The following is a 23605-nucleotide window of genomic DNA, read 5'->3' as shown; positions in this document are numbered from 1 at the left end:
CGTCTAACGCGACATTGCGAGAAGCGAAGCGACGAAGCAATCCAGGCGTGCGGATGACGCTCCTGGATCGCTTCGCTGTCGGGCGGCGCTGCGCGCCACCCTCGGCTCGCGATGACAGGCTTATCGGTCCTTCCAATTCGGCTCGCGCTTCTCGATGAACGCGCCGATGCCTTCCTCGGCATCCTCCGCCATCATGTTTTCCGCCATCACTTGTGACGCATAGCGATAGGCGTCGGCCAGATTCATTTCCGCCTGGCGGTAGAACGCGGCCTTGCCGATCTTGACCGTGTAGGCGGATTTGCCGGCGATCGTTCGTGCCAGTTCGATCGCGGCGGCGCGTTCGGTACCGGCCGGCACCACGCGGTTGACCAGGCCGATGTCGCGCGCCGCGGCCGCCGTCACCGGCGCGCCGGTGAGCAGCATGTGCATGGCATGCTTGCGCGGCACGTTGCGCGACAGCGCCACCATCGGGGTCGAGCAGAACAGCCCGATATCGACACCGGGGGTGGCGAAGGTCGCCTGCTCCGAGGCGATTGCCAGATCGCAACTTGCTACCAATTGGCAGCCGGCGGCGGTCGCCACCCCTTGCACGGCGGCGATCACCGGTTTCGGCAGGTTGACGATGCTCTGCATCATCGCGCTGCAGGCGTTCATGATCCGCGTGAAGCTGGCTTGCCCGCGGTCGGCATCGTTGCGATGCGCGGTCAGTTCCTTCATGTCGTGGCCGGCCGAGAACGCGGAGCCGTTGGCAGCGATCACCAGCGCGCGCACGCCCTCGTCATGGCCGATCAGATCCAGCGCGGCCTGCAGCTCGCCGATCATTTCCAACGACAGGCTGTTGCGCGCGGCCGGGCGATTGAGGGTGAGCACCGCGATGCCGCCGGCGATGGTTTCGCGCAGCAGGATCGGCGGTGGCGAGGTGGTGGCGAATGCGGGCGGGGCGTTCATGGCAAGTCCTGGGGATGAATCCAACGCTGGGAACGGCTGTCACCTTATTGTAACAAGCACCATGAGGCGAGGGCGGGGGCGTGCGACATGGCGATTGCGAAGAAGACGGCAATTCAAAAAATGAGCGTAGCCGAACTCGAGAGCTTTTTGCATCTCGAGTTCCCGCAAGCCTTCAAGAACGGCGATATTTCGATCGAGACCGCCGACGGTTCGACCAGCCTGCTGCGGCAGCGCTACAGCGAGCAGATGCTGCGCCCGGGCGGAACGGTGTCGGGGCCGACGCTGATGGCGCTGGCGGATTTCGCCATGTATGTCGTGCTGCTGTCCGCGATCGGCCCGGTCGGACTCGCGGTGACCACCAACCTCAACATCAATTTCCTGCGCAAGGGCCAGCCCGGGCAGGACGTCGTGGCGGCGGCCCGGCTGCTGAAGCTCGGCAAGCGGCTAGCGGTCGGCGAAGTGCTGCTGCTGTCGGGCACTTCGCCGGATCCGATCGCCCACGTCACCTCCACCTATTCCATTCCGAATGTTTGACGATTTTGACGGTATCATAGAACCATAAATACAAGTCTTTGTTTTTGCTTAATAAATATGATCGATGTGGGGTTGACGCGATCGGCGCGCTTATTTAAAAGCGCGTCAGTCCGGCGCGGTTTGCCGAATTTCCCCTTTTCACGGATATCCTCACATGAAGACGTTTTCGGCAAAGCCCGCCGAGATCACGAAGAAGTGGATCGTCATCGACGCCACTGGCCTCGTGGTCGGCCGGCTCGCGACGCTGGTCGCCAATCGCCTGCGCGGCAAGCACCTCCCGATCTACACGCCGCATGTTGATTGCGGCGATCATGTCATTATCGTCAACGCCGCCAAGGTGGTGCTGACCGGTCGCAAGCGCGACAACAAGGTCTACTACAACCACACCGGCTTCATCGGCGGCATCAAGGAACGCACCGCGAAGTCGATCCTGGAAGGGCGCTTTCCGGAGCGCGTGGTCGAGAAGGCTGTCGAGCGCATGATTCCGCGCGGACCGCTCGGCCGCGTCCAGTTCGGCAATCTCCGCGTCTATCCCGGCCCCGAGCATCCGCACGAGGCCCAGCAACCCGAGCCGCTCGACGTTGGCGTCATGAACCGCAAGAACAAGAGGGCCGCATAAGATGTCCGATACCATGCAGTCTCTCGAGCAGTTGGGTTCGTTGAAGGTCACGGCACCGGATGCGCCGAAATACGTCAAGAAGGTCGACAAGCAGGGCCGCGCCTATGCCACCGGCAAGCGCAAGGACGCGGTCGCCCGGGTCTGGATCAAGCCGGGCGCCGGCAAGATCCTGGTCAACGCCCGTGAGGTCGAAGTCTATTTCGCCCGTCCGGTGTTGCGGATGATGATCCAGCAGCCGCTGGTCGCAGCCGCCCGCGCCGGCCAGTACGACGTGATCTGCACCGTCGCCGGCGGCGGTCTGTCGGGTCAGGCGGGCGCGGTGCGCCACGGCATCTCCAAGGCGCTGACCTATTTCGAACCGGACCTTCGCGGCGTTCTGAAGAAGGGCGGCTTTCTCACCCGCGACAGCCGCGTGGTGGAGCGCAAGAAGTACGGCCGCGCCAAGGCTCGCCGCTCGTTCCAGTTCTCGAAGCGCTAATTCGGCGCGATTTCGACTTCGCAAAGGGCGCCTTCGGGCGCCCTTTTTCGTGGTGATTTGCGCCTAAATTGACGTGACTTATCGCGAAAACTTGCAGCGTGGCGACAACCGGATTTCAATCAGCCGCCGGTAATTTCATCATCCGCAGAAGCTCCTTCCGTCGCATCTTGGCGTTGGGAAAAGTCTGCAATGAAATCGCCGGGACTTCCCATGTCACTTGATCTCTCCACGCTCTATCTGGTCGCCACGCTGGTGTGCGGGTTGCTCGGCGGCATGCTGCTGTATTTCGGCCGGCAGGAGAACATCCCGGCGCTGGACTGGTGGGGCTACGCTTATCTGCTCGGCGCCACCGCGGTTGCGTCCTGGGCGCTGCTCGGTCCGATGCTGGGCGACACGTTGGCGCTGTGTCTCGATGCCATTGGCTTCGTCGCCTGTGGCATGATGTGGAACGCGGCGCGGGTGTTCCACGGCCGCACGCCGAACTGGCCGGGACTGTTTCTGGGCCCGATCGCCTGGGTGGCCGCGGTCATGAGTCTGCCGGTCGAGGCCTCGGCCCTGCGCGTGACGATCGGCGCCGCGATCGTCGCAGCCTATGCGGTGCTGACCGCGAGCCAGTTGGCAGCCGAACGCCGCAAGGCGATGCGCCGGCGCTGGCCGACCATGTTGGTGCCGCTGCTGCACGGCGCGGTGTTGCTGCTGCCGATCCTGCTGGCCGACCTGTTGCGACCGCACGACGAAACCTTCATCGGCAGCATCTGGGTGACGGTGTTCGCGATCGAACTGGTGCTGTACGCGGTCGGCACGGTGTTCGTGATCTTCATGCTGGTGTCCGAACGCACAGTCCGGGCGCACAAGGCCGCCGCCTCGATCGATCCGCTGACCGGGATGTTCAACCGGCGCGGCTTTTCGGAAGCCACCGCGCGGATGATCGAACGCGAGGCTGCCGCCGGCCGGCCGGTGTCGGTGATGATTTTCGACATCGACTTCTTCAAGTCGATCAACGATCGCTTCGGTCATCCGGCCGGCGACGAGGTGCTCAAGCTGTTCGCGGTGATCGTCACCAACAATCTGCGCATCACCGATCTTTGCGGACGGATCGGCGGCGAGGAATTCGCCGCCCTGCTGCCATGCACGATGGACGAAGCGCTGCACGCGGCCGAGCGCGTCCGCGAGGCGTTCGAGACCTGCGGCATAGCGGTCGACGACGCGCCGGTTGCGACCACGGTCAGCATCGGCGTCGCCAGCGGCCCCGCCAACACCGAACTCGACGTGCTGCTGGCCGCGGCCGATACCGCGCTGTATCAGGCCAAACGCGGCGGCCGCAATCGCGTCGTGGCGACAGCCGAAGAGCCGCTGTCGCTGCTGGACACAAGGCGGAAATCGGCCGTTGGATCGGACCATCCGCGTCAGCCGGTCGTGGTCCAGCGCATGGTCGCCATGAACGAGATCGGCGCTTAGCATTGGGCACGGATCGCTTCAATTGCGCCGTGGATTGCGATAAGACGGCGGGCCTCTCATGACAAAGGTCTGCACCGCATGATCACCGAAATCGCCCAGATCGACATCAAGCCGGGCTGCGAAGCCGAGTTCGAGGCCGCGGTCAGCAAGGCTCGCGCCGCATTCGGCCGCTCGAAAGGCTTTCACGGTTTCGAGCTGCATCGCGGCATCGAAAAGCCGCAACGCTACCGGCTGATGGTGAAGTGGGAGACGCTGGAAAACCACACGGTGGATTTCCGCGGCTCGGAGAATTTCGCCGAATGGCGCGGTCTGGTCAGTGCGTTCTTCGCCGCGCCGCCGGAGGTCGAACACACCAACACGGTGGTGACGGCAGCGGTCTAGCGTAGCGCTACGCTGTCACGCCCTCGGCGGCCGGATCTTCCGCCCGCAGATGGTTGATCACCACCTTGGCGATCGCCATCAGCGGCAGCGCCAGCGCCAGCCCCCATAGTCCGAACACGATGCCGAGCAGGATTTGCGTCGCGAACAACGTCGCCGGCGGGATGTCGATCGCCTGGCGCTGGATCAGCGGCGTCAGGATGTAGCTTTCCAGCGAATGCACCCCGAGAAACAGCGCGAAGGCGCTGACGACCGCGACCCAACCCGACGCGATCGCTGCCAGCACGATGATCAGCCCGCCGAGGATGGCGCCGACGGTCGGAATGAAGGCGAGCAACCCGGCCTGGATGCCGAGTATGAACGCGCCGGGAATGCCGATGATGGTCAGGCCAATCGCGGTCACCGCGAACACCGCGAACATGGTGATCATCTGCGCCAGCAGCCAGCGTTGCAGCATGTCCCCGGTGTCGTCGACGATGGCGGAGACCTGGGGCCGGAACTGCCTCGGCGCGGTCCGGATCAGGCCGGCGCGGTAGACCCCGGGTTGCGCCGCAAAGCAAAGCCCCAGGAAGATTACGATGAAGAAGTTCCCCACCGCGCTGACGGCGCCGAGGATCAGCTTCAGGGTCTGGCTGACGATGGCGCCGCCACCCGAAGCGATCGCGCCCGCGCTCGGCAGGTTGCGTGGCGGCACGACGCCCGGATGATCGGTTGTTGTGGTCGTCGTTGTGGTCGATGTCGTCGTCCCGAGTTCAAGGAAACTGGTGTCGACGCCGTGTTGCTCGAGGAAGCCTTTGACGTTGACGATCTGTGACTTGATCGTATTGCTCAGCAGCGTGGCCTGATCGGCGATGGTATTGCCGCCCAGCACCACAATCCCGGAAAACAGCCCGGTCAGCACAACGCACACCAGTAGCAGCCGCAATCCGTGCGGTCCGCCGATCACCCGCCCGACCAACTCGGTGATGGCGCTGAGGAACACCCCGAACAAGACCCCGGCGAAGATCAGAAACAGCGTGGCGGCGAAATACCAGGCGGCGAAAAGCGACGCGGCAAAGGCCACCGTGCTGATGCCGCCGATGGCGATCGCGGATGCCAGATCATTGCGGGCCTGCTTGGGGTCTTCGGCTGGAGCAGTCACATGCGATCCTTTTCGATTCCCGCCGAGTGTTCCGTCAAACGCCGGCAAGAGCAAGCGCCGGGAGCCGCCATGTGCGAGCAGGTCGCATCATGCCGGGGTAGGGTGTCGGAATCGCAACGGTTGATTCACCACCTCGGACGTCTCCCCATTTTCGCCGCGTTCGGACTGCGATATGGTCAGATCTTGATGCTGATGTGGGCGGCGTCTGGATCGCGGTCGGCAATAGTCCGAATTGGGCAGCCGGCCAGCGTAATGGTATTTGGGGATTCATGAGGATTCGCGAACGAGATTCGTTTGGCCGCGCGGCGCGCGCCGTCGCCATGGTGGGCGCGTGTCTCGCTGTCGCGAACTGCGCGCAATCAGGAAAATTCAGTCGCGTTGATCCGAAATATGGCGTTTCCAGCAGCCCGCGGGTGGTCGGTTTTGGCGAGCCGGTGCCGAAGGGCGGCGGCACTTACCGGGTCGGCAAGCCCTATAGCGTCGCCGGGCGGGTGTATGTGCCGGAAGAAGATCCGTCCTATCGCGCCGAGGGCATGGCGTCCTGGTATGGCGACGATTTCCATGGCCGGCTGACCGCCAATGGCGAAGTGTTCGACATGGCGTCGTTGACCGCGGCGCACCCGACCTTACCGATCCCGAGCTATGCCCGCGTCACCAATCTGGGCAATGGCAAGTCGCTGGTCGTGCGCGTCAATGATCGCGGCCCCTATCACGGCAATCGGCTCATAGATGTTTCCAACAAAGCCGCCGAACTACTTGAATTCAAAGGCAAAGGCATCGCCCGCGTGCGGGTCGAATATGTCGGCCGGGCGCCGCTGGAAGGCTCCGACGACCGCCAGTTGATCGCCACCTTGCGGACCGGCGAGCCGGCGCCATCGCCGTCGCTGGTGCGGGTCGCGGCGGCGCGGTCATTTGTTCCGGACATGCAGGGCGGCTCGGCCTCGACAAGACCGTTGCGCGGCGACATCCCGATGCCGGAAGGCAGGCCCTATTCGCTCGGCAACACCGCAATGGACGTGGCGTCGATCAACGCCACCTCGGAAATCTCGGCCTCGCGCAGCTCGCGTTCGGCAGGCCGGCAGCTGGCGAATCCGCGCTCGGTATCCTATGAGGCCGATGGCGCCGATACGCCGCCCACGGCCCGTCCGGTCGCCGCCTATGCTCCGGCCAGCAATGACAGTATCGGCAGTCTGCTGTCGGCCCGCGGGCTATATTAGCGCAAGGTTAGACCGCCGCGTCTTTCAGGAAGCCGATCAGCGCCGCGTTGACCTCGGCGGGGCGCTCCTGCTGGATCCAGTGGCCGGCGCCGTCGATGATCAGCTTGCCCTTCAGAATCGGCAGTACCTGCCCGAGATCGGCGACGCGCTTGGCGCCGATCAGGCCGGTGATGACGGAATCGTTCGATCCGGCGATAAACAGCGACGGCTGATGGATCTGGGCGCCATGCCACGGCGCGGTCAATTCCCAGTTGCGGTCGATATTGCGATACCAATTGAGCCCGCCGCGAAACCCGGATTGCCGGTAGCTGTCGACGAAAAAGGCGAGGTCGGCTTCCGTCAGCCAGTCCGGCAGCGGCCGGTCGGCGGGCGCGTCGCCGAGAAACCCCTTGCCGTCTTCGACGAACAGCGACGCCGATGGGTCAGAAAAGCCGCGGCCCAGCAGCGCGCGCATCGTCAGCGCGACGTCGCGCTCGAATTCGGCCTCGGCGACGCCCGGGGTCTGGAAATACTGCCAGTAGAAATTCTTGATGCCGCCGTCGCGCAGACTGTCCAGCGGCCGGCCGCGGCCGCGCCATGGCGGCGGCACGCTCAATCCGGCCACCGCCGAAAACAGATCGGGCCGGAACAGCGCGGCATGCCACGCCACCGGCGCGCCCCAGTCATGGCCAATGATCGCGGCGCGGCTCTGCTTCAATTCGGCCACCAGGGCGACCATGTCGCCGACCAGATCGAAGATGCTGTAGGCGTTGATGTCCTGCGGCGCGCTGCTGCGGCCATAGCCGCGCATGTCCGGCGCCACCACGTGAAACCCGGCCGCCGCGATGGCGGCGATTTGGTGCCTCCAGGAATACGACAGTTCCGGCCAGCCATGGCAAAGCAGGACCAGCGGTCCTTCGCCCTGTTCACGCAGAAAAAGATCGATCCCGTTGACCGAGACCGTTCGTGACGTTTCCATCGCGTTTCCGCCCTGTCTTGGAGTTCTTATGGAAGCAGACCTCGTTGCACGATAGGATTGATCAAACGCCATCACAATCGAAACCAGCCGGTGCAGCGCGCGACAGCCGCGTTGTTCGCGCTGACTGCAACTGTTAGAACGCCGCGTCCGGGATTCCCTTCATGGCCTTCACGCGATCATCATCTGGCGCTGTCTGCCGCAAGCGCGCGCCGATCTGGCGCGGGCTGCTGTCCGGCCTGGTCGTCATCGCGGTCGGCCTGGGTGGGTTAGCCTATGCGGCCAACAACAGCGTGCAGGGCGCCAAGAAGGACGACGGCGGCTACGACACCGACGCGCCGACCGCGATCCTGATCGAGGCCGACAGCGGCAGCGTGTTGTTCGAGAAGAACGCCGACGAGTTGCGCGCGCCCTCCAGCATGATGAAGCTGATGACCGCCGAGCTGGTGTTCAGCCTGATCATGAAGGGCGAGGTCAAGCTGACCGACGAATATCGGGTCAGCGAGAACGCCTGGCGTCGGGGCGGCGCGCCGGCGGGCGGCTCGACCATGTTCGCCGAGATTCACAGCAAGATTTCGGTCGACGACCTGCTGCACGGCGCCATCATCCAGAGTGGCAATGATGCCTGCATGATCCTGGCCGAGGGCATCGCCGCCAACGAGACAGTGTTCGCCGAGATGCTGACCAAGCGCGCCCGCGAACTCGGCCTGCCGAAATCCACCTTCGCCAATTCCAACGGTCTGCCCGACCCCGGCAACAAGATGACGGTGCGCGAACTGGCCCGACTGGCGCGCCATGTGATCCAGACCTATCCGGAGTTCTACAAGCTGTTCGGCGAGAAGGAATTCACCTGGAACAAGATCCGGCAGAGCAACCGCAATCCGCTGCTGAATTCGCTTAACGGCGCCGACGGGCTGAAGACCGGTTACACCAAGGAGGGCGGCTACGGTATGGTTGGCTCCGCGGTGCAGAACGGGATGCGGCTGATCGTCGTGGTCAACGGGCTCGAGGACGGCGACGACCGTGCCAGCGAGGCCAAGAAGATGCTGGAATGGGGTTTTCGCAACTTCGAATCGCGCACTTTGTTCGCGCCGCAGGCCCCAGTCGGCTTCGCCAAAGTTTTTGGCGGTGAGAAGCGCAGCGTGCAATTGACCAGCGCCGAACCGGTGCGGGTGATGGTGCAAAAGAACGGCAGCGACAAGCTGATCGCGCGCATCATCTACACCGGACCAGTGCATGCGCCGGTTCAGCCCGGCCAGCCGGTCGGCGTTGTCAGGGTCTGGCGCGGCGCCAATATCGCGGTGGAAATCCCGCTGCGGGCCGCCGAGGCGGTGGCGACCGGTTCAACCCTGCGCCGCGCCGTCGATGGCGCCAGCGAGTTGATGATCGGATTGTTCCGCGCCGGCGCGGCGAAGCTCTGACAATGGTTGAGCAAAGCGCCGCAGCCAACGTGAATCGTGGACGATTCATCACCTTCGAGGGCGGCGAGGGCGCCGGCAAGTCGACCCAGATCAAGCTACTGGCGCAGCGGCTGGAGGCCGCCCGGCTGCCCGCGATTGTGACGCGGGAGCCGGGTGGCTCGCCCGGTGCTGAGATCATCCGCCATGTGCTGCTGTCCGGCATCGGCAGACTGATCGGCGGCGCGGCGGCCGAAACCCTGCTGTTCGCCGCCGCCCGCGACGATCATGTCGAGTCGCTGATCAGACCGGCGCTGGCGCGAGGCAGCTGGGTGTTGTGCGATCGGTTTTCGGACTCGACCCGCGCCTATCAGGGCAGCCTGGGCGCAGTGGATCCGGGGGTGCTGAACGCGATCGAACGGGTGACGATCGGCGATCTGAAGCCGGACCTGACCATCATTCTCGACGTCCCGGTCGAGATCGGCATCACGCGCGCCGCCGCTCGACGGGGCGCTGCCGCGCCGGACCGGTTCGAGGCGGAGGGGATCGAGTTTCACCGCAAGCTGCGCGAGGCCTACCGACGGATCGCCGCGGCGGAACCGGGACGCTGCGTCATGATCGACGCCGTTCAGCCGCCGCGCAAAGTCGCGGACGACATCTGGGCGGCGGTGCGCGATCGGCTGCCGTTATCCAAAGTCACCGAAGCGGAGCTGACATGAGCGCCCGCAAGGCCGAGCCCGAGCGGGCGGTGAAGAGCCCGCGCGAGACCACCGCGCTGTTCGGCCATCGTGCCGCCGAGCAGACGCTGCTCGAAGCCTACCGCAGCGGCCGGATTCCGCATGCCTGGCTGATCGGCGGCGCGCAGGGCATCGGCAAGGCGACGCTGGCCTACCGGATGGCGCGGTTCGTACTCGCGCATCGTGATCCCCAGGCGCCTGCGGTGCAGGCGGCCGAGACGCTGGCGATCGATCCAACGCATCCGGTCGCCCGCCATGTCGCGGCCGGCGCCCATGGCGGGCTGTTGACGCTGGAGCGCTCGCTGAACGACAAGGGCGTGCTGCGCAACGTGATCACGGTCGACGAATCGCGCGAGACCATCGGCTTCTTCGGCTCTACCGCCGCGGTCGAAGGCTGGCGGATCTGCATCGTCGACACCGTCGATGAATTGAACGCCAATGCCGCCAACGCGCTGCTCAAGGTGATCGAGGAGCCGCCGCTGCAGTCACTCTTCTTGCTGGTCAGCAACGCGCCGGCCCGGGTGCTGCCGACGATCCAGTCGCGCTGCCGCAAACTGCGGCTGCGCCCACTGGACCCCGACGACGTGGTCCGCGCCGCCGCCGAAGCCGCCGACATCGACCCTGCCGACCCGTTGCTGGCGGAGGCGGCGGCGGCGTCCGAAGGCAGCGTCAGTCGGGCGCTGAGCCTGCTCGGCGGCGGCGCGCTGAAGCTGCACCAGCGCACCACCGCGTTGCTGAATAATCTGCCCGCTGTCGATCCGCGCGCGCTGCATGCATTGGGCGAGGCGCTGGGCGGCACCGATCGCGCCACGCTGGCGGCGTTCGTCGACGGCGTCGACCGCTGGATTGCCGTGCAGCTGCGCGCCGGCGACGCCAACGCCAATTTGCCTCGCCTTGCGCGGCTGGCGGAGGTGTGGGAAAAGATCAGCCGCGCCGCGCGCGACACCGAAGCCTACAATCTGGAGCGCAAGCCGCTGGTGTTTTCGGTGTTCGGGCTGCTCGCGGAAGCGGTCCGCTGACGCGCCTGTCCGGGCGATTGTCCGTGTCGCCGGGCTCCGACTGACATCACTGAAAGGCGTCCGCGCAAATGGCGCAGAGAAATTCATATTACATCACCACCGCGATTGCCTATCCGAACGGCGTTCCGCATATCGGCCACGCCTATGAGGCGATCGCCACCGATGCGCTGGCGCGGTTCCAGCGGCTCGACGGCCGCGACGTGTTCTTCCTGACCGGCACCGACGAGCACGGCCAGAAGATGGTGCAGACCGCGCAGAAAGAGGGGCTGACGCCGCACGATCTGGCGACCCGCAACGCCGCGCTGTTTCGCCAGATGGACGATCTGCTGAAGGTCTCCTACGACCGCTTCATCCGCACCTCGGAGGGGCAGCACCATCGCTCGACCCAGGAAATCTGGAAGCGGATGGAGGCCAATGGCGACATCTACCTCGACTCCTATGCCGGCTGGTACTCGGTGCGCGACGAGGCCTATTACGCCGAGGACGAAACTACGGTCGGCGACGACAAGGTGCGGCGCGGCCCACAGGGCTCGCCGGTCGAATGGGTCGAGGAGAAGAGTTACTTCTTCAAGCTGTCGAAGTATCAGGAACCGCTGCTGAAGCTCTACACCGATCAGCCTGACTTCATCGGTCCGGACTCCCGCCGCAACGAAGTGATGTCGTTCGTCAAGAGCGGCCTCAAGGACCTCTCGGTGTCGCGCACCACCTTCGACTGGGGCATCAAGGTGCCGGACGCCGACGGCCATGTGATGTATGTCTGGGTCGACGCGCTGACCAACTACATCACCGGCGTCGGTTTCCCCGACGAAACCGATCCGAACTGGCGCTACTGGCCGGCGGATCTGCACGTCATCGGCAAGGACATCATCCGGTTTCACGCGGTGTACTGGCCGGCGTTCCTGATGTCGGCCGGCATCCCGGTGCAGAAGCGGGTGTTCGCCCACGGCTTCCTGTTCAACAAGGGTGAGAAGATGTCGAAATCGGTCGGCAACGTCGTCGATCCGTTCAATCTCGCCACCCAATACGGCGTCGATCAGCTGCGCTACTTCCTGCTGCGCGAGGTGCAGTTCGGCCAGGACGGCAGCTACAATCACGAGGCGATCGTCAACCGCATCAACGCTGACCTCGCCAACGACCTCGGCAATCTGGCGCAGCGTTCGCTGACCATGATCGCCAAGCAGTGCGACGGTGCGGTGCCGGAGCACCGCGCGTTCAGCGACGCCGACACGGCGATGCTGGCGCAGGCCGACGCCATGATCGATCTGGCGCGCACCGCGATGGCGACGCAGCAGATCCATCAGGCACTGAACGCGGTATGGGCGGTGGTGGCGGAAGCCAACCGCTATTTCGCCGGCGAGGCGCCATGGGCGCTGGCCAAGACCGATCCGCCACGGCAGCGCACCGTGCTGTACGTCACCGCCGAGGTGCTGCGGCAGGTCGCGATCCTGGCGCAGCCGGCGATGCCGGACGCGATGGCGAAGCTGCTCGACATCCTGGCGATCCCGACCGACCAGCGCGTTTTCGCGGCACTAGGCCAGCGTATCGTCGCGGGGGCAAAGCTGCCGCCGCCGGCGCCGATCTTTCCGCGCTACATCGAGCCGACCGCCGCATGAGCGATCAACCGCCGATGCTGGTCGACAGTCACTGCCACCTCGAGTTTCCGGACTTCGCCGAGGATCTCGATGGCCTGATCGGCCGCGCCCGGGCCGCCGGCGTGGCGCGGATGGTGACGATCTCGACACGGGTGCGGCGACTGCCCGCGCTGCTGGCGATCGCCGAGCGCTTCCCCGATGTCTATTGCTCCGTCGGTACCCATCCGCATCATGTCGACGAGGAAGACGGCATTCCGGCGGAGGAACTGATCGAATTGACCCGGCATCCCAAGGTCGTGGCGCTGGGCGAGGCCGGGCTGGACTATTTCTACCAGCACGGTTCGCCCGAGGCGCAGGCGAGGGGATTTCGCGCCCACATCGCCGCGGCGCGGGTCACCGGCCTGCCGCTGGTGATCCACACCCGCGAGGCGGATGACGACTGCGGCCGGATTCTCGAAGACGAGATGGCCAAGGGCGCGTTTTCAGCGGTGCTGCATTGCTACACCGGCGGCCGCGAGTTGGCGCTGCGGGCGATCAATCTCGGGCTGTCGATCGGCTTCACCGGCATTGTCACCTTCAAGAAATCGCAGGCGTTGCGGGATCTCGCCGCCGAACTGCCGGCCGACCGCATCCTGGTGGAAACCGACGCGCCCTATCTGGCGCCGGGAAAATTTCGCGGTAAGCGCAACGAGCCGTCCTATGTGGTCGAGACCGCGAAGGTGTTGGCGGAGGTCCGCGGCGTGACGCTCGAAGAGATCGCGCGCCAGACCACGCAGAACTTCTTTCGCCTGTTCGGCAAGGTGTCGGCGCCGGACGGAGTCGCATGACGCTCACGCTCACCATCCTCGGCTGCGGATCCTCGGCCGGCGTGCCGCGCCCGGCGCTGGGCTGGGGCGCTTGCGATCCCGCCAATCCGAAGAACCGCCGCCGCCGCTGCTCGCTGATGGCAGAACTCGCTACGCCCGACGGTGTCACCAGGGTGGTGATCGACACCTCGCCGGATCTGCGCGAGCAGTTGCTCGACGCCGATGTCGAGCACATCGACGCGGTGTTCCTGACTCACGAACACGCCGACCAGACCCACGGCATCGATGATCTGCGCTCGGTGGTGATGCACCAGCGCCGACTGATCCCGGTCTATCTGAACCAGTCCACCGCTGCGCATATCCTGCTGCGGTTCTCCTACTGCTTCGAGCGGGCGCCGGGCAGCCACTATCCGCCGATCCTGGAAGCGCGGGACATCGAAGCCGGCGAGAGCCGGACCGTCACCGGGACGGGCGGGGCGTTGGTGCTGTCTGCCTTCCTGCTCGAGCACGGCACCATTCCGGCGCTGGGCTACCGGATTGGCGACGCCGCCTATACGCCCGACGTCAACGACATTCCGCCCGAGAGCTGGCCGATGCTGGAAGGCCTCGATCTGTGGATCATCGACGGCCTGCGCTATAATCACCACTCCAGCCATTTCAGCGTCAGCGACGCGCTGAAATGGATCGACCGCTTCAAGCCGAAGCGCGCGGTGATCACCAATATGCACGCCGACATCGATTACGAGGTGCTGCGCGGGCAGTTGCCGGCGGGCGTGGTGCCGGGTTTTGACGGGATGCGGCTGACCATCGGCTGATGTGCCGAAATGCTGCCAGGCTATGAATGCAGCTTTTCAGATCCGGTCGCTGCAACCCAACCGCGACATCCCGGATACATTGTGGTGAGGACTTAAGGGGTGGCCAGGAGGATGATTGACGCTGCTGCAATGACGATCCAGGTCACCGTGACGGAGGGGGCTCGCAGCGCGTATTGTCCGAACGAAGCGACAGGCATCAGCATGCCGATCGGATGAACGAGGCGGGCAACGACAAGAGGGGCGAGCATTGTATGGATGGTCGCGGGTGCGGCCCCGTAGCCCTCCACCCAGCCGACCAGCAGTAGCGCCAGCGGAACGTATTCGGCGAAATTGCCATGCGCGCGAATGCGCCTGTTGAGATAATCCACCCCGCCGTCGCCGTGATGGACTTTGTCCTTGGCGCGGCCGGCAACTACCCAAATCGACAGAGCGACAAACATAAGACCGAAAATGCCGCCATAGACGGCCGTCAATGCCGGGTAGTGCATCGTCACCTCCGGGGTATTCAGGAAAGATGCCCGAATATAAAATATGTTCAAGAACATATTTTGGGGCCGCGCATTCCTTACCCACCGGAGCACAAGCCGGCGATCCGCGACCGGATCGTTCGAAGTGCCAGAGTGCTGTTCAATCGATACGGCTATAGCGCCGTTTCAATCGACGCTGTGATGAAGGCTACCGGCCTGACACGCGGTGCGTTCTATTATTACTTCCAGACCAAGCAGGCGCTTTACCTGGAAGCGGTGGTGTCCATTCTGAGTGACCACCCGGCTAAATAATGGCCGGAAGCGCAGCTCGACCTAACGCCAGAGCGCGCCGCTTACAGCATTGTCAATGCCTACCTCAGCGACCGCCATTGCAAGGAAATCGAGCGATCCTGTCCGCTTGTCACTCAAGCCGAAACTGCCGCACGTGGCGCGCAATCGATCAAGAATACCTATCAGCAGATCCTCGACGCATTGGTCTTCAGCATTCGCCGGTCGCTGAAGGGACCCTCAAAGCAAGTTCAAGCGAAGGCGCTCGCTGTCGCAGCCTTGTGCGTCGGCGGTTTGACCCTTGCAAGAGCCGCTCCCAACGAGAAGACGGCGCGTCGCTTGCTCCGCGCAGCCAGATCGACTGCGCTGCATCTGTTGGGCAGCCCGTAGGCCCGGGCCGCAGCGCGGGCGGGTCGCTCCCAATTGGCGAGTCGCTCCGCCGGGCCGGTCCGCCGCTCGGGATCATGCTCTAATCCGAAATCGCCTTCGCCGATTTCACCTGGTCGCGCAGCATGAATTTCTGGATCTTGCCGGTCGAGGTTTTCGGGATCGCCGAGAACACCACCACCTTCGGAGTCTTGAAGCCCGGCATGTGCTCGCGGCAATAGGCGATGATCTCGGCCTCGGTGGCGTGAGCGCCTTCCTTCAGTTCGATGAAGGCGCAGGGCACTTCGCCCCATTTCGGATCGGGCTTCGCCACCACCGCGGCGAACAGGATCGCCGGGTGCTTGTAGAGGATGTCCTCGACCTCGACCGACGAGACGTTCTCGCCGCCGGAGATGATGATGTCCTTGGAGCGGTCCTTGATGATGACGTAGCCGTGCTGGTCCAACACGCCGAGATCGCCGGTGTGAAACCAGCCGTCGGCGAGCGCTTCCTTGGTGGCCTTCTCGTTCTTCAGGTAGCCCTTCATCACGATATTGCCGCGGAACATCACCTCGCCGATGGTCTCGCCGTCGCGCGGCACTTCCTGCATCGTTTCGGGATCGAGCACCGTGACGGCTTCCTGCAAAGGGTAGGGCACACCCTGCCGGCGCTTCAGCTGCGCCCGTTCGGCGGCCGGCAGGTCGTCCCAGCCGGGCTGCTCGGCGCAGACCGAGGCCGGGCCGTAGACCTCGGTCAGGCCGTAGACATGGGTCAGCTTGATGCCGATGGTTTCGGCGCCCGCCAGCACCGCCACGGGTGGGGCGGCGCCGGCGATCAGACCGACCACCGGCCGCGACTTGCCGGCCTTCGGCGCGTCGGGGGCGTTGATTAGGGTGTTGTAGACAATCGGCGCGCCGGCCATGTGGGTGACGCCGTGCTTGACGATCAGCTCGAAGATCTTGGCCGGATCGACCTTGCGCAGGCAGACATTAACGCCGGCCGCGGCGGCGAGGGTCCAGGGGAAGCACCAGCCGTTGCAGTGGAACATCGGCAGGGTCCAGAGATAGACCGGGTGCGGGCCGAGATTGGCGGCGAGGATATTGCTGACGGCGTTGAGATAGGCGCCGCGGTGATGCGTCACCACGCCCTTGGGATTGCCGGTGGTGCCCGAGGTGTAGCCGAGCGCGATGGCGTCCCATTCGTCCTGCGGCCGGATGCCGGCGAAGCCCGGATCGCCGGCCGCGACCGCATATTCATATTCGAGTTCGCCGATCCGCTTGCCGCCGGGGAACGCCGCGTCGTCGACGTCGATCACCAGCGGCTTCGGTCCATGCATCACGGTCAGCGCCTCGGCGATCACCGCTGAGAATTCCGGATCGACCAGAATGATCTTGGCGCCGCCATGATCGAGCTGGAACGCGATCGAGGCGGCGTCGAGCCGGATGTTGAGCGCGTTCAGCACCGCGCCGGCCATCGGCACCGCGAAATGGGCCTCGTTCATCGCCGGGATGTTGGGCAGCATCGCCGCGACGGTATCGCCGCGGCCGATACCGCGACGGACCAGCCAGGAGGCGAAGCGGCGGCAGCGGTCGCGGGTCTCCGCCCAGGTGAAGCGCCGGCCCTCATAGACCGTGCTGGTGTGGTTCGGATAGATGTTGGCGGTGCGCTCGAGGAAGCTCAGCGGCGACAGCGGCACGAAATTCGCCGGCGTCTTGTCCAGCCCGATGCTGTAGTGCCCTTGCGCGGTGCTCATGACGATTGCCTTTTTACTTCAAGAGATTGCGGGAGCCTTTTCGACTCGTTTGGCGTTTTCGGCCAGCGCGCTACAGGAAGCCGATCGAGATCCAGGGAAACGCCGCGACGATGATCAGGCCGATCATCAGCGCCAGCATGTAGCCCCAGATCGGGCGGATACCTTCCGCCGGATCGACCCGGCCGATCGCGCAGGCGGCATAATAGCCGACTCCGAACGGCGGCGCGAACAATCCGATGCCCATCGCCAGAATGATCACCATCGCGTAGTGGACCTCGTGAATCCCGACCGCGCGAGCGATCGGAAACAACAGCGGCCCGAACAGCACGATCGCGGGAATACCTTCGAGCACGCTGCCGAGGATGGTGAAGGCGACGATCGACACCGCCAGGAAGGTCGGCGGGCCGCCGGGCAGGCCGGTCATCGCCGTCGCCAGGGCCTTGGAGAAACCGGACTGGGTCAGCCCCCACGCCATCCCGGTCGCGGTGCCGATGATCAACAGGATCGCGCCGGACAGGCTGGCGGTCTCCACCAGCATCGGCATCAACCGCCGCCAGCTGAACTGGCGGTAGATCAACAGCCCCGCGGCCAGCGAATAGACAATGCCGATGGTCGAGACCTCGGTCGCGGTGGCGATGCCCTCAACGACGGCGGCGCGGATGACGAACGGCAAGGCCAATGCGGGCAGGGCGATGATCAAGGTTTTCAGGACCTCGCCGCCGCTCGCCTTGGTGACATGGCTGAGGTTCTCGTCGCGGTAGCGCCACCACACCAGCGCGCACAGCGTGATCGCCAGCACCACGCCCGGTAACAAGCCACCGGTAAACAAAGCGGCGATCGACACCCCGGTGACCGAGCCGATGGTGATCAGCACTAGGCTCGGCGGTATGGTTTCGGTCTGCGCGCCGGTGGCGGCGAGCAGGGCGACCAGATCGCCCGGCCTGGCGCCGCGGCTCTTCATCTCCGGAAACAGCACCGGCGCCACCGCCGCCATGTCGGCGGCCTTGGAGCCGGAAATGCCGGACACCAGATACATCGCGCCGACCAGCACGTAGTGAAGGCCGCCGCGGACATGGCCGAGCAGGCTGGCGAGGAACGCCACCATCGCCCGCGCCATACCGGTCATCTCGATCAACAGGCCAAGGAACACGAACAGCGGCACCGCCAGCAGGATCAGATGGCTCATGCCCTCGTCGATCCGACCGACCAGCACCATCAGCGGCGTATGCGTGGTCAGCGCCAGATAGCCGTAGATCGCCAGGCCAAAGCCGAACGCGATCGGCACCCCGGCGAACACGCAGGCGCCGGCGACGCCGACGAAAAAGATCACCAGATTGATGTTCCCGAGCGGCCGCAGCCAGGGCTGCGCCAGCCAGAACGCGCCGATCAGCAGCGCCACCGTCAGCGTTGCGCCGAGCACGAAGCGCAGATTGCCGGTCCGCGCCAGCCGCAGCAGCGCGAACAGCGCCATCAAGCCGATGCCGACCGGCAGCGCCGCGGCGCGCCAGACATTGGACAGCTGCAGCGCCGGCGTGGTGATGAAGGTTTCCTCATAGGCGTAGTCCACGGCGGGCCAGGCGATCATCAGCAGGAAGGCCAGCGCCGCGCAGGTCGCCACCACGTCGAAGAACGCCCGCCGGCGCGGCCGGGCGTTGGCCACCAGCGCGGTCATCCGCATGTGCTCGCCGCGGCGGAACGCTACCACGGCGCCGAGCATCGCCAGCCACAGGAACAGGATCGAGGCCAGTTCGTCCGACCAGATCAGCGGACGATGGAAGCCATAGCGCGACACCACGCCGGCAAACAGCACGGCGATTTCCGCGACCACCAGCACGGCGGCGGGGACCTCAACCAGGACCCCGAGCCAATCTTCCAGCAGGCCGATCATGGATCTGCGGCGCAAAGGATGCAGCGTCTCTGCGCCGGCCGCCGGTTGCGAAGCGTCGGCGTGATCCATGTTCAGCTGCTAGGCCAGCTTGCCCACGGACTTCTCGAGCAGGGCCCAGGCCTCATCGCCGTATTTGCCTTTCCACTCGGCATAGAACCCGGCCGCACGCAGCTTCTCGCGGAACGGCGCCACCACCGGCTGATTGAAGATCAGCCCCTTGCCGGCCAGATCCGTCTGCAGCCCGGCATTCAGCTTGGCGACGTCGCCACGCTGCTTCAGGCCCGCGGCGTTGATGTTCTTGGCGACGATGGCGCGGAGGTCGTCCGGCAGCTTCTCCCAGGCGCGCTTGTTGGCGAGGAACCAGAACCCGTCCCACATGTGATTGGTCAGCGAGCAGTATTTCTGCACTTCGTACAGCTTCGCGGTGGAGATGATCGCCAGCGGATTCTCCTGGCCCTCGACCACCTTGGTCTGCAGCGCCGAATACACTTCGCTGAAATTGATCGAGGCGGGGGAGGCGTCGAATGCCTTGAACATCGAGGTCCACAGCGGCGACACCGGCACCCGGATCTTGAAGCCCTTGAAATCCTCCGGGCCGTTGATCGGCTTGGTCGACGAGGTGGTCTGGCGGAAACCATTGTCCCAGATCTTGTCCATCACCACCAGATTGGCCTTGCCGATCTCGCCGCGCACATAGGCGCCGAGCTCGCCGTCCATCGCCTTCCACACCGTGTCGTAGTCCGGGAATGCGAAACCGATGCCGTTGATCGATGCCGCCGGCACCAGCGTCGCCAGGATCAGGCCGGACAGCGTGAAGAACTCGACGCCGCCGGAGCGGATCTGGCTCAGCATGTCGGTGTCGGAGCCGAGCTGGTTGCTCGGGAAAATCGCGATATCGACCCGGCCGTTGGTCTCGGTCTTGATCGCCGCCGACATCTCCCTGGCGCGGACGTTCATCGGATGGGTGTCGGGCAGGTTGTTGGCGTATTTGTAGCTGAACTCGGCCTGCTGCGCGCGGGCCACCCAGGGCATGCCGCCGCCGCCGATGACGGTCGCTGCCGCCGATGCCTTCAACAATGTCCGACGCGAAACGCTCATCCTGATTCTCCCTGCAACGTTTTCTTGTTGTGCGATCGACCCGATAAAACAACTCGTCTTTGGTCATCATCCAATGCGGCTGCGGTCAAGCGATTTCAGGCAGCTTCGACCAAAGGATGCGCCGGTCAATCGGCCGCGATCGCGCCGCCGCTGCGAGCGCCGCCAGCTGACCGCAGACGACGATGTCGAGCTCGGCCTTCAGCAGCTCGGCGCGGTCATCCCACGTGAGTGTTGATTGGGAAAGTCCGACAAGTCATTGTTTCATTGGATGGAATAAAATATTCCATAATATACCTTATGCGAATCGAGGATATCCGAGTATGTCCCCATTTCCTCGGCGCTCGGAGCATTCCTGCAAGCGCGACTCTCCTGTTCAAGTGAGATCGGCCCGAGCTTGCTAGCTCGGGCCGATTTGCTGTCGGGCGTATGAGAGAGGCTGGCCGTCAGGCCGCGGGGCGATACGCGGACCTTTGGCGCTGACCCTCGAGGCTAACCTTTAGGGCCGGGCTCGCCCTTCGGGCCCGCGTCACCCTTGGGACCTGCTGGCCCGGCCGGGCCGGTGTCGCCCTTCGGGCCTGCGGGGCCGGCCACGCCGGCCGGGCCTGCGGCTCCGGTGTCTCCCTTAGGACCGGCGGGACCGGCCGGGCCGGCAGGACCAGCGGGCCCCGTAGCGCCCGCCTCGCCCTTAGGACCGCGCGGCGCGCAATTGGCCACCAGTCGGTCCTTCAGCGTTTCGGTTTCGGCTTTGAGATCGAGCTTGCAGGTCTCGGGCAGGTAGGACAGCGAGAACCGGAATTTCTTGTTCCCGGCGCTCTTCACCTTGTCGCCAGTGTTGACGAGTTCGACCTCCTGATTGGCCTTGGTCGTAGTGCCGGCGATGATCAGCTTGCCGGCATCGATGGCGACGGTGGTGAGGTCGAGCGCCATCGCGGCGCCGGAGATCATGACCAAACTCGCGAACCCGACCAGAACTGCTCGTTTCTTCATTGCGCGGAGCCCTCTCATTTCAAGTCGACGCGTGTGGCGTCGGTTCATTTCGACGCGTGTCGCGTCGTTGTTATTCCGATTCGATGACGGCCAGACTGGCGACCTCCTTTGGGTCGAACGGACCCAAAGTGGGCGCAGCCTAACACGAGAGTTTTCGATCCGGGAATGGACGTCACCGTACCGATCGCCATCTCGGCGTGCCTGCCGAGCCGTGATCGGCATTGCGAACAAAGCAGGAATCATGGACCGTGCAGGACCCATCACACAGGCGCCGCTTTTGTCCTTGCCCGCAACCTATCTGGACGGCCTCAATCCCGAGCAGCGGCTGGCCGTCGAGCATGGCGTCGGCATTGCGGCCGCCTGCCCGCTGCTGGTGATCGCCGGCGCCGGGTCCGGCAAGACCAACACGCTGGCGCATCGCGTCGCGCATCTGCTGGTCAACGGCGCCGATCCGCGACGCATTCTGCTGATGACATTCTCGCGCCGCGCCGCGGCCGAAATGACGCGCCGGGTCGAACGAATTGCCCGCAAGGTGATGGGCGATAGCGCCGGCGTGATGACCAGCGCGCTAAGCTGGGCCGGCACCTTTCACGGCATTGGCGCGCGGCTGCTGCGCGAGCATGCCGAGCAGATCGGACTCGATCAGGCATTCACCATCCACGACCGCGAGGATTCCGCCGACCTGATCAATCTGGTGCGCCACGACCTCGGCTTCTCCAGAACCGAGAGCCGGTTCCCAACCAAGGGCACCTGCCTCTCGATCTATTCGCGCTGCGTCAACGCCGAGACCGAACTGGATCAGGTGCTGGGCGCTGCGTTTCCGTGGTGCGCCGGCTGGTCGGCCGAACTTAAGGCGCTGTTCGCCGGCTATGTCGAAGCCAAGCAGCGCCAGAACGTGCTCGATTACGACGACCTGCTGCTGTACTGGGCGCAGACCATGGCGGAGCCGGCGCTGGCCGCCGACATCGGCGGTCGGTTCGACCACGTGCTGGTCGACGAATATCAGGACACCAACCGACTGCAATCCTCGATCCTGCTGGCGCTGAAGCCGGGCGGGATTGGCCTCACCGTGGTCGGCGACGACGCCCAGTCGATCTATTCGTTCCGCGCCGCCACGGTGCGCAACATTCTGGATTTCCCACAGCAGTTCAGCCCGCCTGCCCGCATCGTCACGCTGGACCGCAACTATCGTTCGACCCAACCCATTCTTGCCGCCGCCAATGGTGTGATCGATCTGGCAGCCGAGCGTTTCACCAAGAATCTGTGGACCGACCGGACGTCGGGCGCGCGTCCGCAACTGGTCGGGGTACGCGACGAGGCCGATCAGGCGCGCTACATCGTCGAGCGGATTCTTGACAACCGCGAGGGCGGCTCGACGCTGAAACAGCAGGCGGTGCTGTTCCGCACCTCGTCGCATTCCGGTCCCTTGGAGATCGAGCTGACCCGCCGCAATATCCCGTTCGTCAAATTCGGCGGGCTGAAATTCCTCGACGCCGCGCATATCAAGGACATGCTGGCGCTGCTGCGCTTCGTGCAGAATCCGCGCGACCGCGTCGCCGGCTTTCGCCTGATGCAATTGATGCAGGGCGTCGGCCCGACCTCGGCGCAACGCGCGCTGGATTTCATCGACGCGGCCGCCGATCCGATCGCAGCCCTCGCCCGCGCACCGGCGCCGCCGCGCGCCGGCGACGACTGGCGCGCATTCATCGAAACGGTGATCGAGCTGCGCGCCGGCAGCGGCGGCTGGCCGGCGGAGATGGAGCGCGTGCGGCTGTGGTACGAGCCGCAACTCGACCGCATCCATGAGGACGCAGCGACCCGTCGCGCCGACCTGATCCAGCTCGAGCAGATCGCTGGCGGCTATCCGTCGCGCGAACGCTTTCTGACGGAGCTGACGCTGGACCCGCCGGACGCCACCTCGGATCAGGCCGGGGTGCCGTTGCTCGACGAGGACTATCTGATCCTGTCCACGATCCATTCCGCCAAGGGCCAGGAATGGAAGTCGGTGTATGTGCTCAACGTGGTCGACGGTTGCATGCCTTCCGATCTCGGCACCGGCACCTCGGCCGAAATCGAGGAGGAGCGCCGCCTGCTCTATGTGGCGATGACCCGCGCCAAGGACGATCTGCATCTGGTGGTGCCGCAACGATTTTTCACCCACGGCCAGAACGCCCAGGGCGACCGCCACGTCTACGGCTCGCGCAGCCGCTTCATTCCCGACCGGCTATTGAACCTGTTCGAGCGCGTCAGCTGGCCGCCGGCGACAGCCGAAACCATCGCGGCGCGGCAGGGGCCGCGGATCGACATCGGCGCGCGGATGCGCGGGATGTGGCGGTAGCTTTCAGGCGGCATCCACTGTGATGGTTCCACCGGATTGATTGTCGACGATCACCGGCGTGTCGAACCAGGCGATCACCGGCTCGGCGCCGTAGAGCTGCGCCACCCGCGCCCGCCATTCGCCGCCATAGACCGCCTCGGCGGCCTGCCGGCTTTCCCACAGATAGACGCCGCCGGCGCTGCGGCCATCCTCGGAGCGGATGTAGTACTTCCGGATCAGCCCCGGCAGGTTCTGGTACTTCGGCGCGCTGCTCTCGAAGCGGCGGGTCGCCTCCTCCAGACTGATCGGCGTCGCCATGTGAAATTGCACAATGGTGGTGATCATCG

Annotated in this window: 24 protein-coding genes; 15 read left to right on the top strand and 9 right to left on the bottom strand. The window is 64.9% G+C overall.

Going from position 1 to position 23605, the window contains the following annotated elements; all coding sequences use genetic code 11:
* Window positions 1–120: 120 nt before the first annotated feature.
* Window positions 121–948, bottom strand: a complete 828-nt coding sequence (locus HXX15_RS10405; RefSeq protein ID WP_296515775.1) for an enoyl-CoA hydratase — start codon at window positions 946–948, stop codon at window positions 121–123.
* Window positions 949–1068: 120 nt separating this feature from the next.
* Here HXX15_RS10405 and HXX15_RS10400 point away from each other — a divergent pair, with 120 nt between their 5' ends.
* The 5 genes from HXX15_RS10400 (at window position 1069) to HXX15_RS10380 (ending at window position 4418) form a co-directional block, all read left to right on the top strand.
* Window positions 1069–1482, top strand: a complete 414-nt coding sequence (locus tag HXX15_RS10400; protein WP_296515773.1) for a PaaI family thioesterase — start codon at window positions 1069–1071, stop codon at window positions 1480–1482.
* 154 nt (window positions 1483–1636) lie between these two features.
* Entirely contained in the window at window positions 1637–2101 is a 465-nt protein-coding gene (gene rplM, locus HXX15_RS10395; protein ID WP_296515771.1) for a 50S ribosomal protein L13, read from the top strand.
* A gap of 1 nt (window position 2102) precedes the next feature.
* On the top strand, window positions 2103–2579 hold the full coding sequence (gene rpsI, locus HXX15_RS10390; RefSeq protein ID WP_296515768.1) for a 30S ribosomal protein S9: 477 nt from the start codon (window positions 2103–2105) through the stop codon (window positions 2577–2579).
* A 210-nt stretch (window positions 2580–2789) separates the two neighbouring features.
* Window positions 2790–4037 (top strand): GGDEF domain-containing protein, encoded by a 1248-nt coding sequence (locus HXX15_RS10385; protein WP_296515765.1) that lies wholly within the window; start codon window positions 2790–2792, stop codon window positions 4035–4037.
* 78 nt (window positions 4038–4115) lie between these two features.
* Entirely contained in the window at window positions 4116–4418 is a 303-nt protein-coding gene (locus HXX15_RS10380; RefSeq protein ID WP_296515764.1) for an antibiotic biosynthesis monooxygenase family protein, read from the top strand.
* Window positions 4419–4425: 7 nt separating this feature from the next.
* Here HXX15_RS10380 and HXX15_RS10375 read toward each other — a convergent pair whose 3' ends face one another.
* Complete coding sequence (locus HXX15_RS10375; protein WP_296515762.1) at window positions 4426–5556, bottom strand: AI-2E family transporter; 1131 nt, start codon at window positions 5554–5556, stop codon at window positions 4426–4428.
* 269 nt (window positions 5557–5825) lie between these two features.
* On the opposite strand from HXX15_RS10375, the gene HXX15_RS10370 reads away from it, so the two are divergent.
* The gene (locus tag HXX15_RS10370; RefSeq protein ID WP_296515759.1) at window positions 5826–6773 is read left to right on the top strand and encodes a septal ring lytic transglycosylase RlpA family protein; all 948 of its coding nucleotides are present in this window, start codon (window positions 5826–5828) and stop codon (window positions 6771–6773) included.
* Between the two features lie 7 nt (window positions 6774–6780).
* Here the strand turns inward: HXX15_RS10370 and HXX15_RS10365 are convergent, their stop codons facing one another.
* The gene (locus tag HXX15_RS10365) at window positions 6781–7731 is read right to left on the bottom strand and encodes an alpha/beta hydrolase (protein ID WP_296515757.1); all 951 of its coding nucleotides are present in this window, start codon (window positions 7729–7731) and stop codon (window positions 6781–6783) included.
* Window positions 7732–7892: 161 nt separating this feature from the next.
* Here HXX15_RS10365 and HXX15_RS10360 point away from each other — a divergent pair, with 161 nt between their 5' ends.
* From HXX15_RS10360 to HXX15_RS10335, 6 genes are all read left to right on the top strand, one after another.
* On the top strand, window positions 7893–9149 hold the full coding sequence (locus HXX15_RS10360) for a D-alanyl-D-alanine carboxypeptidase family protein (RefSeq protein WP_296515755.1): 1257 nt from the start codon (window positions 7893–7895) through the stop codon (window positions 9147–9149).
* A gap of 2 nt (window positions 9150–9151) precedes the next feature.
* Window positions 9152–9844: a dTMP kinase gene (gene tmk / locus HXX15_RS10355; protein WP_296515753.1), complete on the top strand. Its 693-nt coding sequence runs from the start codon at window positions 9152–9154 to the stop codon at window positions 9842–9844.
* Window positions 9841–10881 (top strand): DNA polymerase III subunit delta', encoded by a 1041-nt coding sequence (locus HXX15_RS10350; RefSeq protein WP_296515751.1) that lies wholly within the window; start codon window positions 9841–9843, stop codon window positions 10879–10881. The genes tmk and HXX15_RS10350 overlap by 4 nt, the downstream gene beginning before the upstream one ends.
* Before the next feature lie 68 nt (window positions 10882–10949).
* Window positions 10950–12494: a methionine--tRNA ligase gene (gene metG, locus HXX15_RS10345; protein ID WP_296515749.1), complete on the top strand. Its 1545-nt coding sequence runs from the start codon at window positions 10950–10952 to the stop codon at window positions 12492–12494.
* Window positions 12495–12508: 14 nt separating this feature from the next.
* Complete coding sequence (locus tag HXX15_RS10340; protein WP_296516903.1) at window positions 12509–13300, top strand: TatD family hydrolase; 792 nt, start codon at window positions 12509–12511, stop codon at window positions 13298–13300.
* Entirely contained in the window at window positions 13297–14094 is a 798-nt protein-coding gene (locus HXX15_RS10335; protein ID WP_296515746.1) for an MBL fold metallo-hydrolase, read from the top strand. The genes HXX15_RS10340 and HXX15_RS10335 overlap by 4 nt, the downstream gene beginning before the upstream one ends.
* A 92-nt stretch (window positions 14095–14186) precedes the next feature.
* Here HXX15_RS10335 and HXX15_RS10330 read toward each other — a convergent pair whose 3' ends face one another.
* A complete protein-coding gene (locus HXX15_RS10330; protein ID WP_296515743.1) occupies window positions 14187–14582 on the bottom strand; it encodes an MAPEG family protein in 396 nt (131 codons plus the stop codon).
* Between the two features lie 60 nt (window positions 14583–14642).
* Between HXX15_RS10330 and HXX15_RS10325 the strand changes: the two genes are divergently transcribed.
* Window positions 14643–14873 (top strand): helix-turn-helix domain-containing protein, encoded by a 231-nt coding sequence (locus HXX15_RS10325; RefSeq protein ID WP_296515740.1) that lies wholly within the window; start codon window positions 14643–14645, stop codon window positions 14871–14873.
* Window positions 14874–15318: 445 nt separating this feature from the next.
* On the opposite strand, the gene HXX15_RS10320 is transcribed toward HXX15_RS10325, so the two are convergent.
* The 3 genes from HXX15_RS10320 to HXX15_RS10310 all read right to left on the bottom strand — a co-directional run bounded on the left by HXX15_RS10320 (window position 15319) and on the right by HXX15_RS10310 (window position 19954).
* On the bottom strand, window positions 15319–16968 hold the full coding sequence (locus tag HXX15_RS10320) for an acyl-CoA synthetase (RefSeq protein ID WP_296515738.1): 1650 nt from the start codon (window positions 16966–16968) through the stop codon (window positions 15319–15321).
* Window positions 16969–17038: 70 nt separating this feature from the next.
* Window positions 17039–18925, bottom strand: coding sequence for a TRAP transporter large permease subunit (locus HXX15_RS10315; RefSeq protein ID WP_296515735.1), 1887 nt, complete (start codon window positions 18923–18925; stop codon window positions 17039–17041).
* A 9-nt stretch (window positions 18926–18934) separates the two neighbouring features.
* Window positions 18935–19954: a TRAP transporter substrate-binding protein gene (locus HXX15_RS10310; RefSeq protein WP_296515733.1), complete on the bottom strand. Its 1020-nt coding sequence runs from the start codon at window positions 19952–19954 to the stop codon at window positions 18935–18937.
* On the opposite strand from HXX15_RS10310, the gene HXX15_RS10305 reads away from it, so the two are divergent.
* Window positions 19887–20189, top strand: a complete 303-nt coding sequence (locus tag HXX15_RS10305) for a hypothetical protein (protein WP_296516972.1) — start codon at window positions 19887–19889, stop codon at window positions 20187–20189. The two genes, HXX15_RS10310 and HXX15_RS10305, sit on opposite strands and share 68 nt — an antisense overlap.
* Before the next feature lie 254 nt (window positions 20190–20443).
* On the opposite strand, the gene HXX15_RS10300 is transcribed toward HXX15_RS10305, so the two are convergent.
* Window positions 20444–20941 (bottom strand): collagen-like protein, encoded by a 498-nt coding sequence (locus HXX15_RS10300; protein WP_296515731.1) that lies wholly within the window; start codon window positions 20939–20941, stop codon window positions 20444–20446.
* A 241-nt stretch (window positions 20942–21182) separates the two neighbouring features.
* Between HXX15_RS10300 and HXX15_RS10295 the strand changes: the two genes are divergently transcribed.
* Window positions 21183–23279, top strand: a complete 2097-nt coding sequence (locus HXX15_RS10295; RefSeq protein WP_296515729.1) for an ATP-dependent helicase — start codon at window positions 21183–21185, stop codon at window positions 23277–23279.
* Window positions 23280–23282: 3 nt separating this feature from the next.
* On the opposite strand, the gene HXX15_RS10290 is transcribed toward HXX15_RS10295, so the two are convergent.
* Entirely contained in the window at window positions 23283–23603 is a 321-nt protein-coding gene (locus HXX15_RS10290) for a YdhR family protein (RefSeq protein ID WP_296515727.1), read from the bottom strand.
* Window positions 23604–23605 lie beyond the last annotated feature (2 nt).

Source organism: Rhodopseudomonas sp., from assembly GCF_013377015.1.
GTDB lineage: Bacteria > Pseudomonadota > Alphaproteobacteria > Rhizobiales > Xanthobacteraceae > JARJEH01.
The sequence above is the reverse complement of the archived record's forward strand: the minus strand, read 5'-3'. Positions and strand labels throughout refer to the sequence as shown.

What these genes read in the sequence shown, in the direction of transcription:
- HXX15_RS10405 (WP_296515775.1), bottom strand. Translation starts at nt 948, where the DNA reads ATGAACGCCCCGCCCGCATTCGCCACCACCTCGCCACCGCCGATCCTG.
- HXX15_RS10400 (WP_296515773.1), top strand. Translation starts at nt 1,069, where the DNA reads ATGAGCGTAGCCGAACTCGAGAGCTTTTTGCATCTCGAGTTCCCGCAA.
- rplM (WP_296515771.1), top strand. Translation starts at nt 1,637, where the DNA reads ATGAAGACGTTTTCGGCAAAGCCCGCCGAGATCACGAAGAAGTGGATC.
- rpsI (WP_296515768.1), top strand. Translation starts at nt 2,103, where the DNA reads ATGTCCGATACCATGCAGTCTCTCGAGCAGTTGGGTTCGTTGAAGGTC.
- HXX15_RS10385 (WP_296515765.1), top strand. Translation starts at nt 2,790, where the DNA reads ATGTCACTTGATCTCTCCACGCTCTATCTGGTCGCCACGCTGGTGTGC.
- HXX15_RS10380 (WP_296515764.1), top strand. Translation starts at nt 4,116, where the DNA reads ATGATCACCGAAATCGCCCAGATCGACATCAAGCCGGGCTGCGAAGCC.
- HXX15_RS10370 (WP_296515759.1), top strand. Translation starts at nt 5,826, where the DNA reads ATGAGGATTCGCGAACGAGATTCGTTTGGCCGCGCGGCGCGCGCCGTC.
- HXX15_RS10365 (WP_296515757.1), bottom strand. Translation starts at nt 7,731, where the DNA reads ATGGAAACGTCACGAACGGTCTCGGTCAACGGGATCGATCTTTTTCTG.
- HXX15_RS10360 (WP_296515755.1), top strand. Translation starts at nt 7,893, where the DNA reads ATGGCCTTCACGCGATCATCATCTGGCGCTGTCTGCCGCAAGCGCGCG.
- tmk (WP_296515753.1), top strand. Translation starts at nt 9,152, where the DNA reads ATGGTTGAGCAAAGCGCCGCAGCCAACGTGAATCGTGGACGATTCATC.
- HXX15_RS10350 (WP_296515751.1), top strand. Translation starts at nt 9,841, where the DNA reads ATGAGCGCCCGCAAGGCCGAGCCCGAGCGGGCGGTGAAGAGCCCGCGC.
- metG (WP_296515749.1), top strand. Translation starts at nt 10,950, where the DNA reads ATGGCGCAGAGAAATTCATATTACATCACCACCGCGATTGCCTATCCG.
- HXX15_RS10340 (WP_296516903.1), top strand. Translation starts at nt 12,509, where the DNA reads ATGCTGGTCGACAGTCACTGCCACCTCGAGTTTCCGGACTTCGCCGAG.
- HXX15_RS10335 (WP_296515746.1), top strand. Translation starts at nt 13,297, where the DNA reads ATGACGCTCACGCTCACCATCCTCGGCTGCGGATCCTCGGCCGGCGTG.
- HXX15_RS10330 (WP_296515743.1), bottom strand. Translation starts at nt 14,582, where the DNA reads ATGCACTACCCGGCATTGACGGCCGTCTATGGCGGCATTTTCGGTCTT.
- HXX15_RS10320 (WP_296515738.1), bottom strand. Translation starts at nt 16,968, where the DNA reads ATGAGCACCGCGCAAGGGCACTACAGCATCGGGCTGGACAAGACGCCG.
- HXX15_RS10315 (WP_296515735.1), bottom strand. Translation starts at nt 18,925, where the DNA reads ATGGATCACGCCGACGCTTCGCAACCGGCGGCCGGCGCAGAGACGCTG.
- HXX15_RS10305 (WP_296516972.1), top strand. Translation starts at nt 19,887, where the DNA reads ATGCCGCCGCCGCCGATGACGGTCGCTGCCGCCGATGCCTTCAACAAT.
- HXX15_RS10310 (WP_296515733.1), bottom strand. Translation starts at nt 19,954, where the DNA reads ATGAGCGTTTCGCGTCGGACATTGTTGAAGGCATCGGCGGCAGCGACC.
- HXX15_RS10300 (WP_296515731.1), bottom strand. Translation starts at nt 20,941, where the DNA reads ATGAAGAAACGAGCAGTTCTGGTCGGGTTCGCGAGTTTGGTCATGATC.
- HXX15_RS10295 (WP_296515729.1), top strand. Translation starts at nt 21,183, where the DNA reads ATGGACCGTGCAGGACCCATCACACAGGCGCCGCTTTTGTCCTTGCCC.
- HXX15_RS10290 (WP_296515727.1), bottom strand. Translation starts at nt 23,603, where the DNA reads ATGATCACCACCATTGTGCAATTTCACATGGCGACGCCGATCAGTCTG.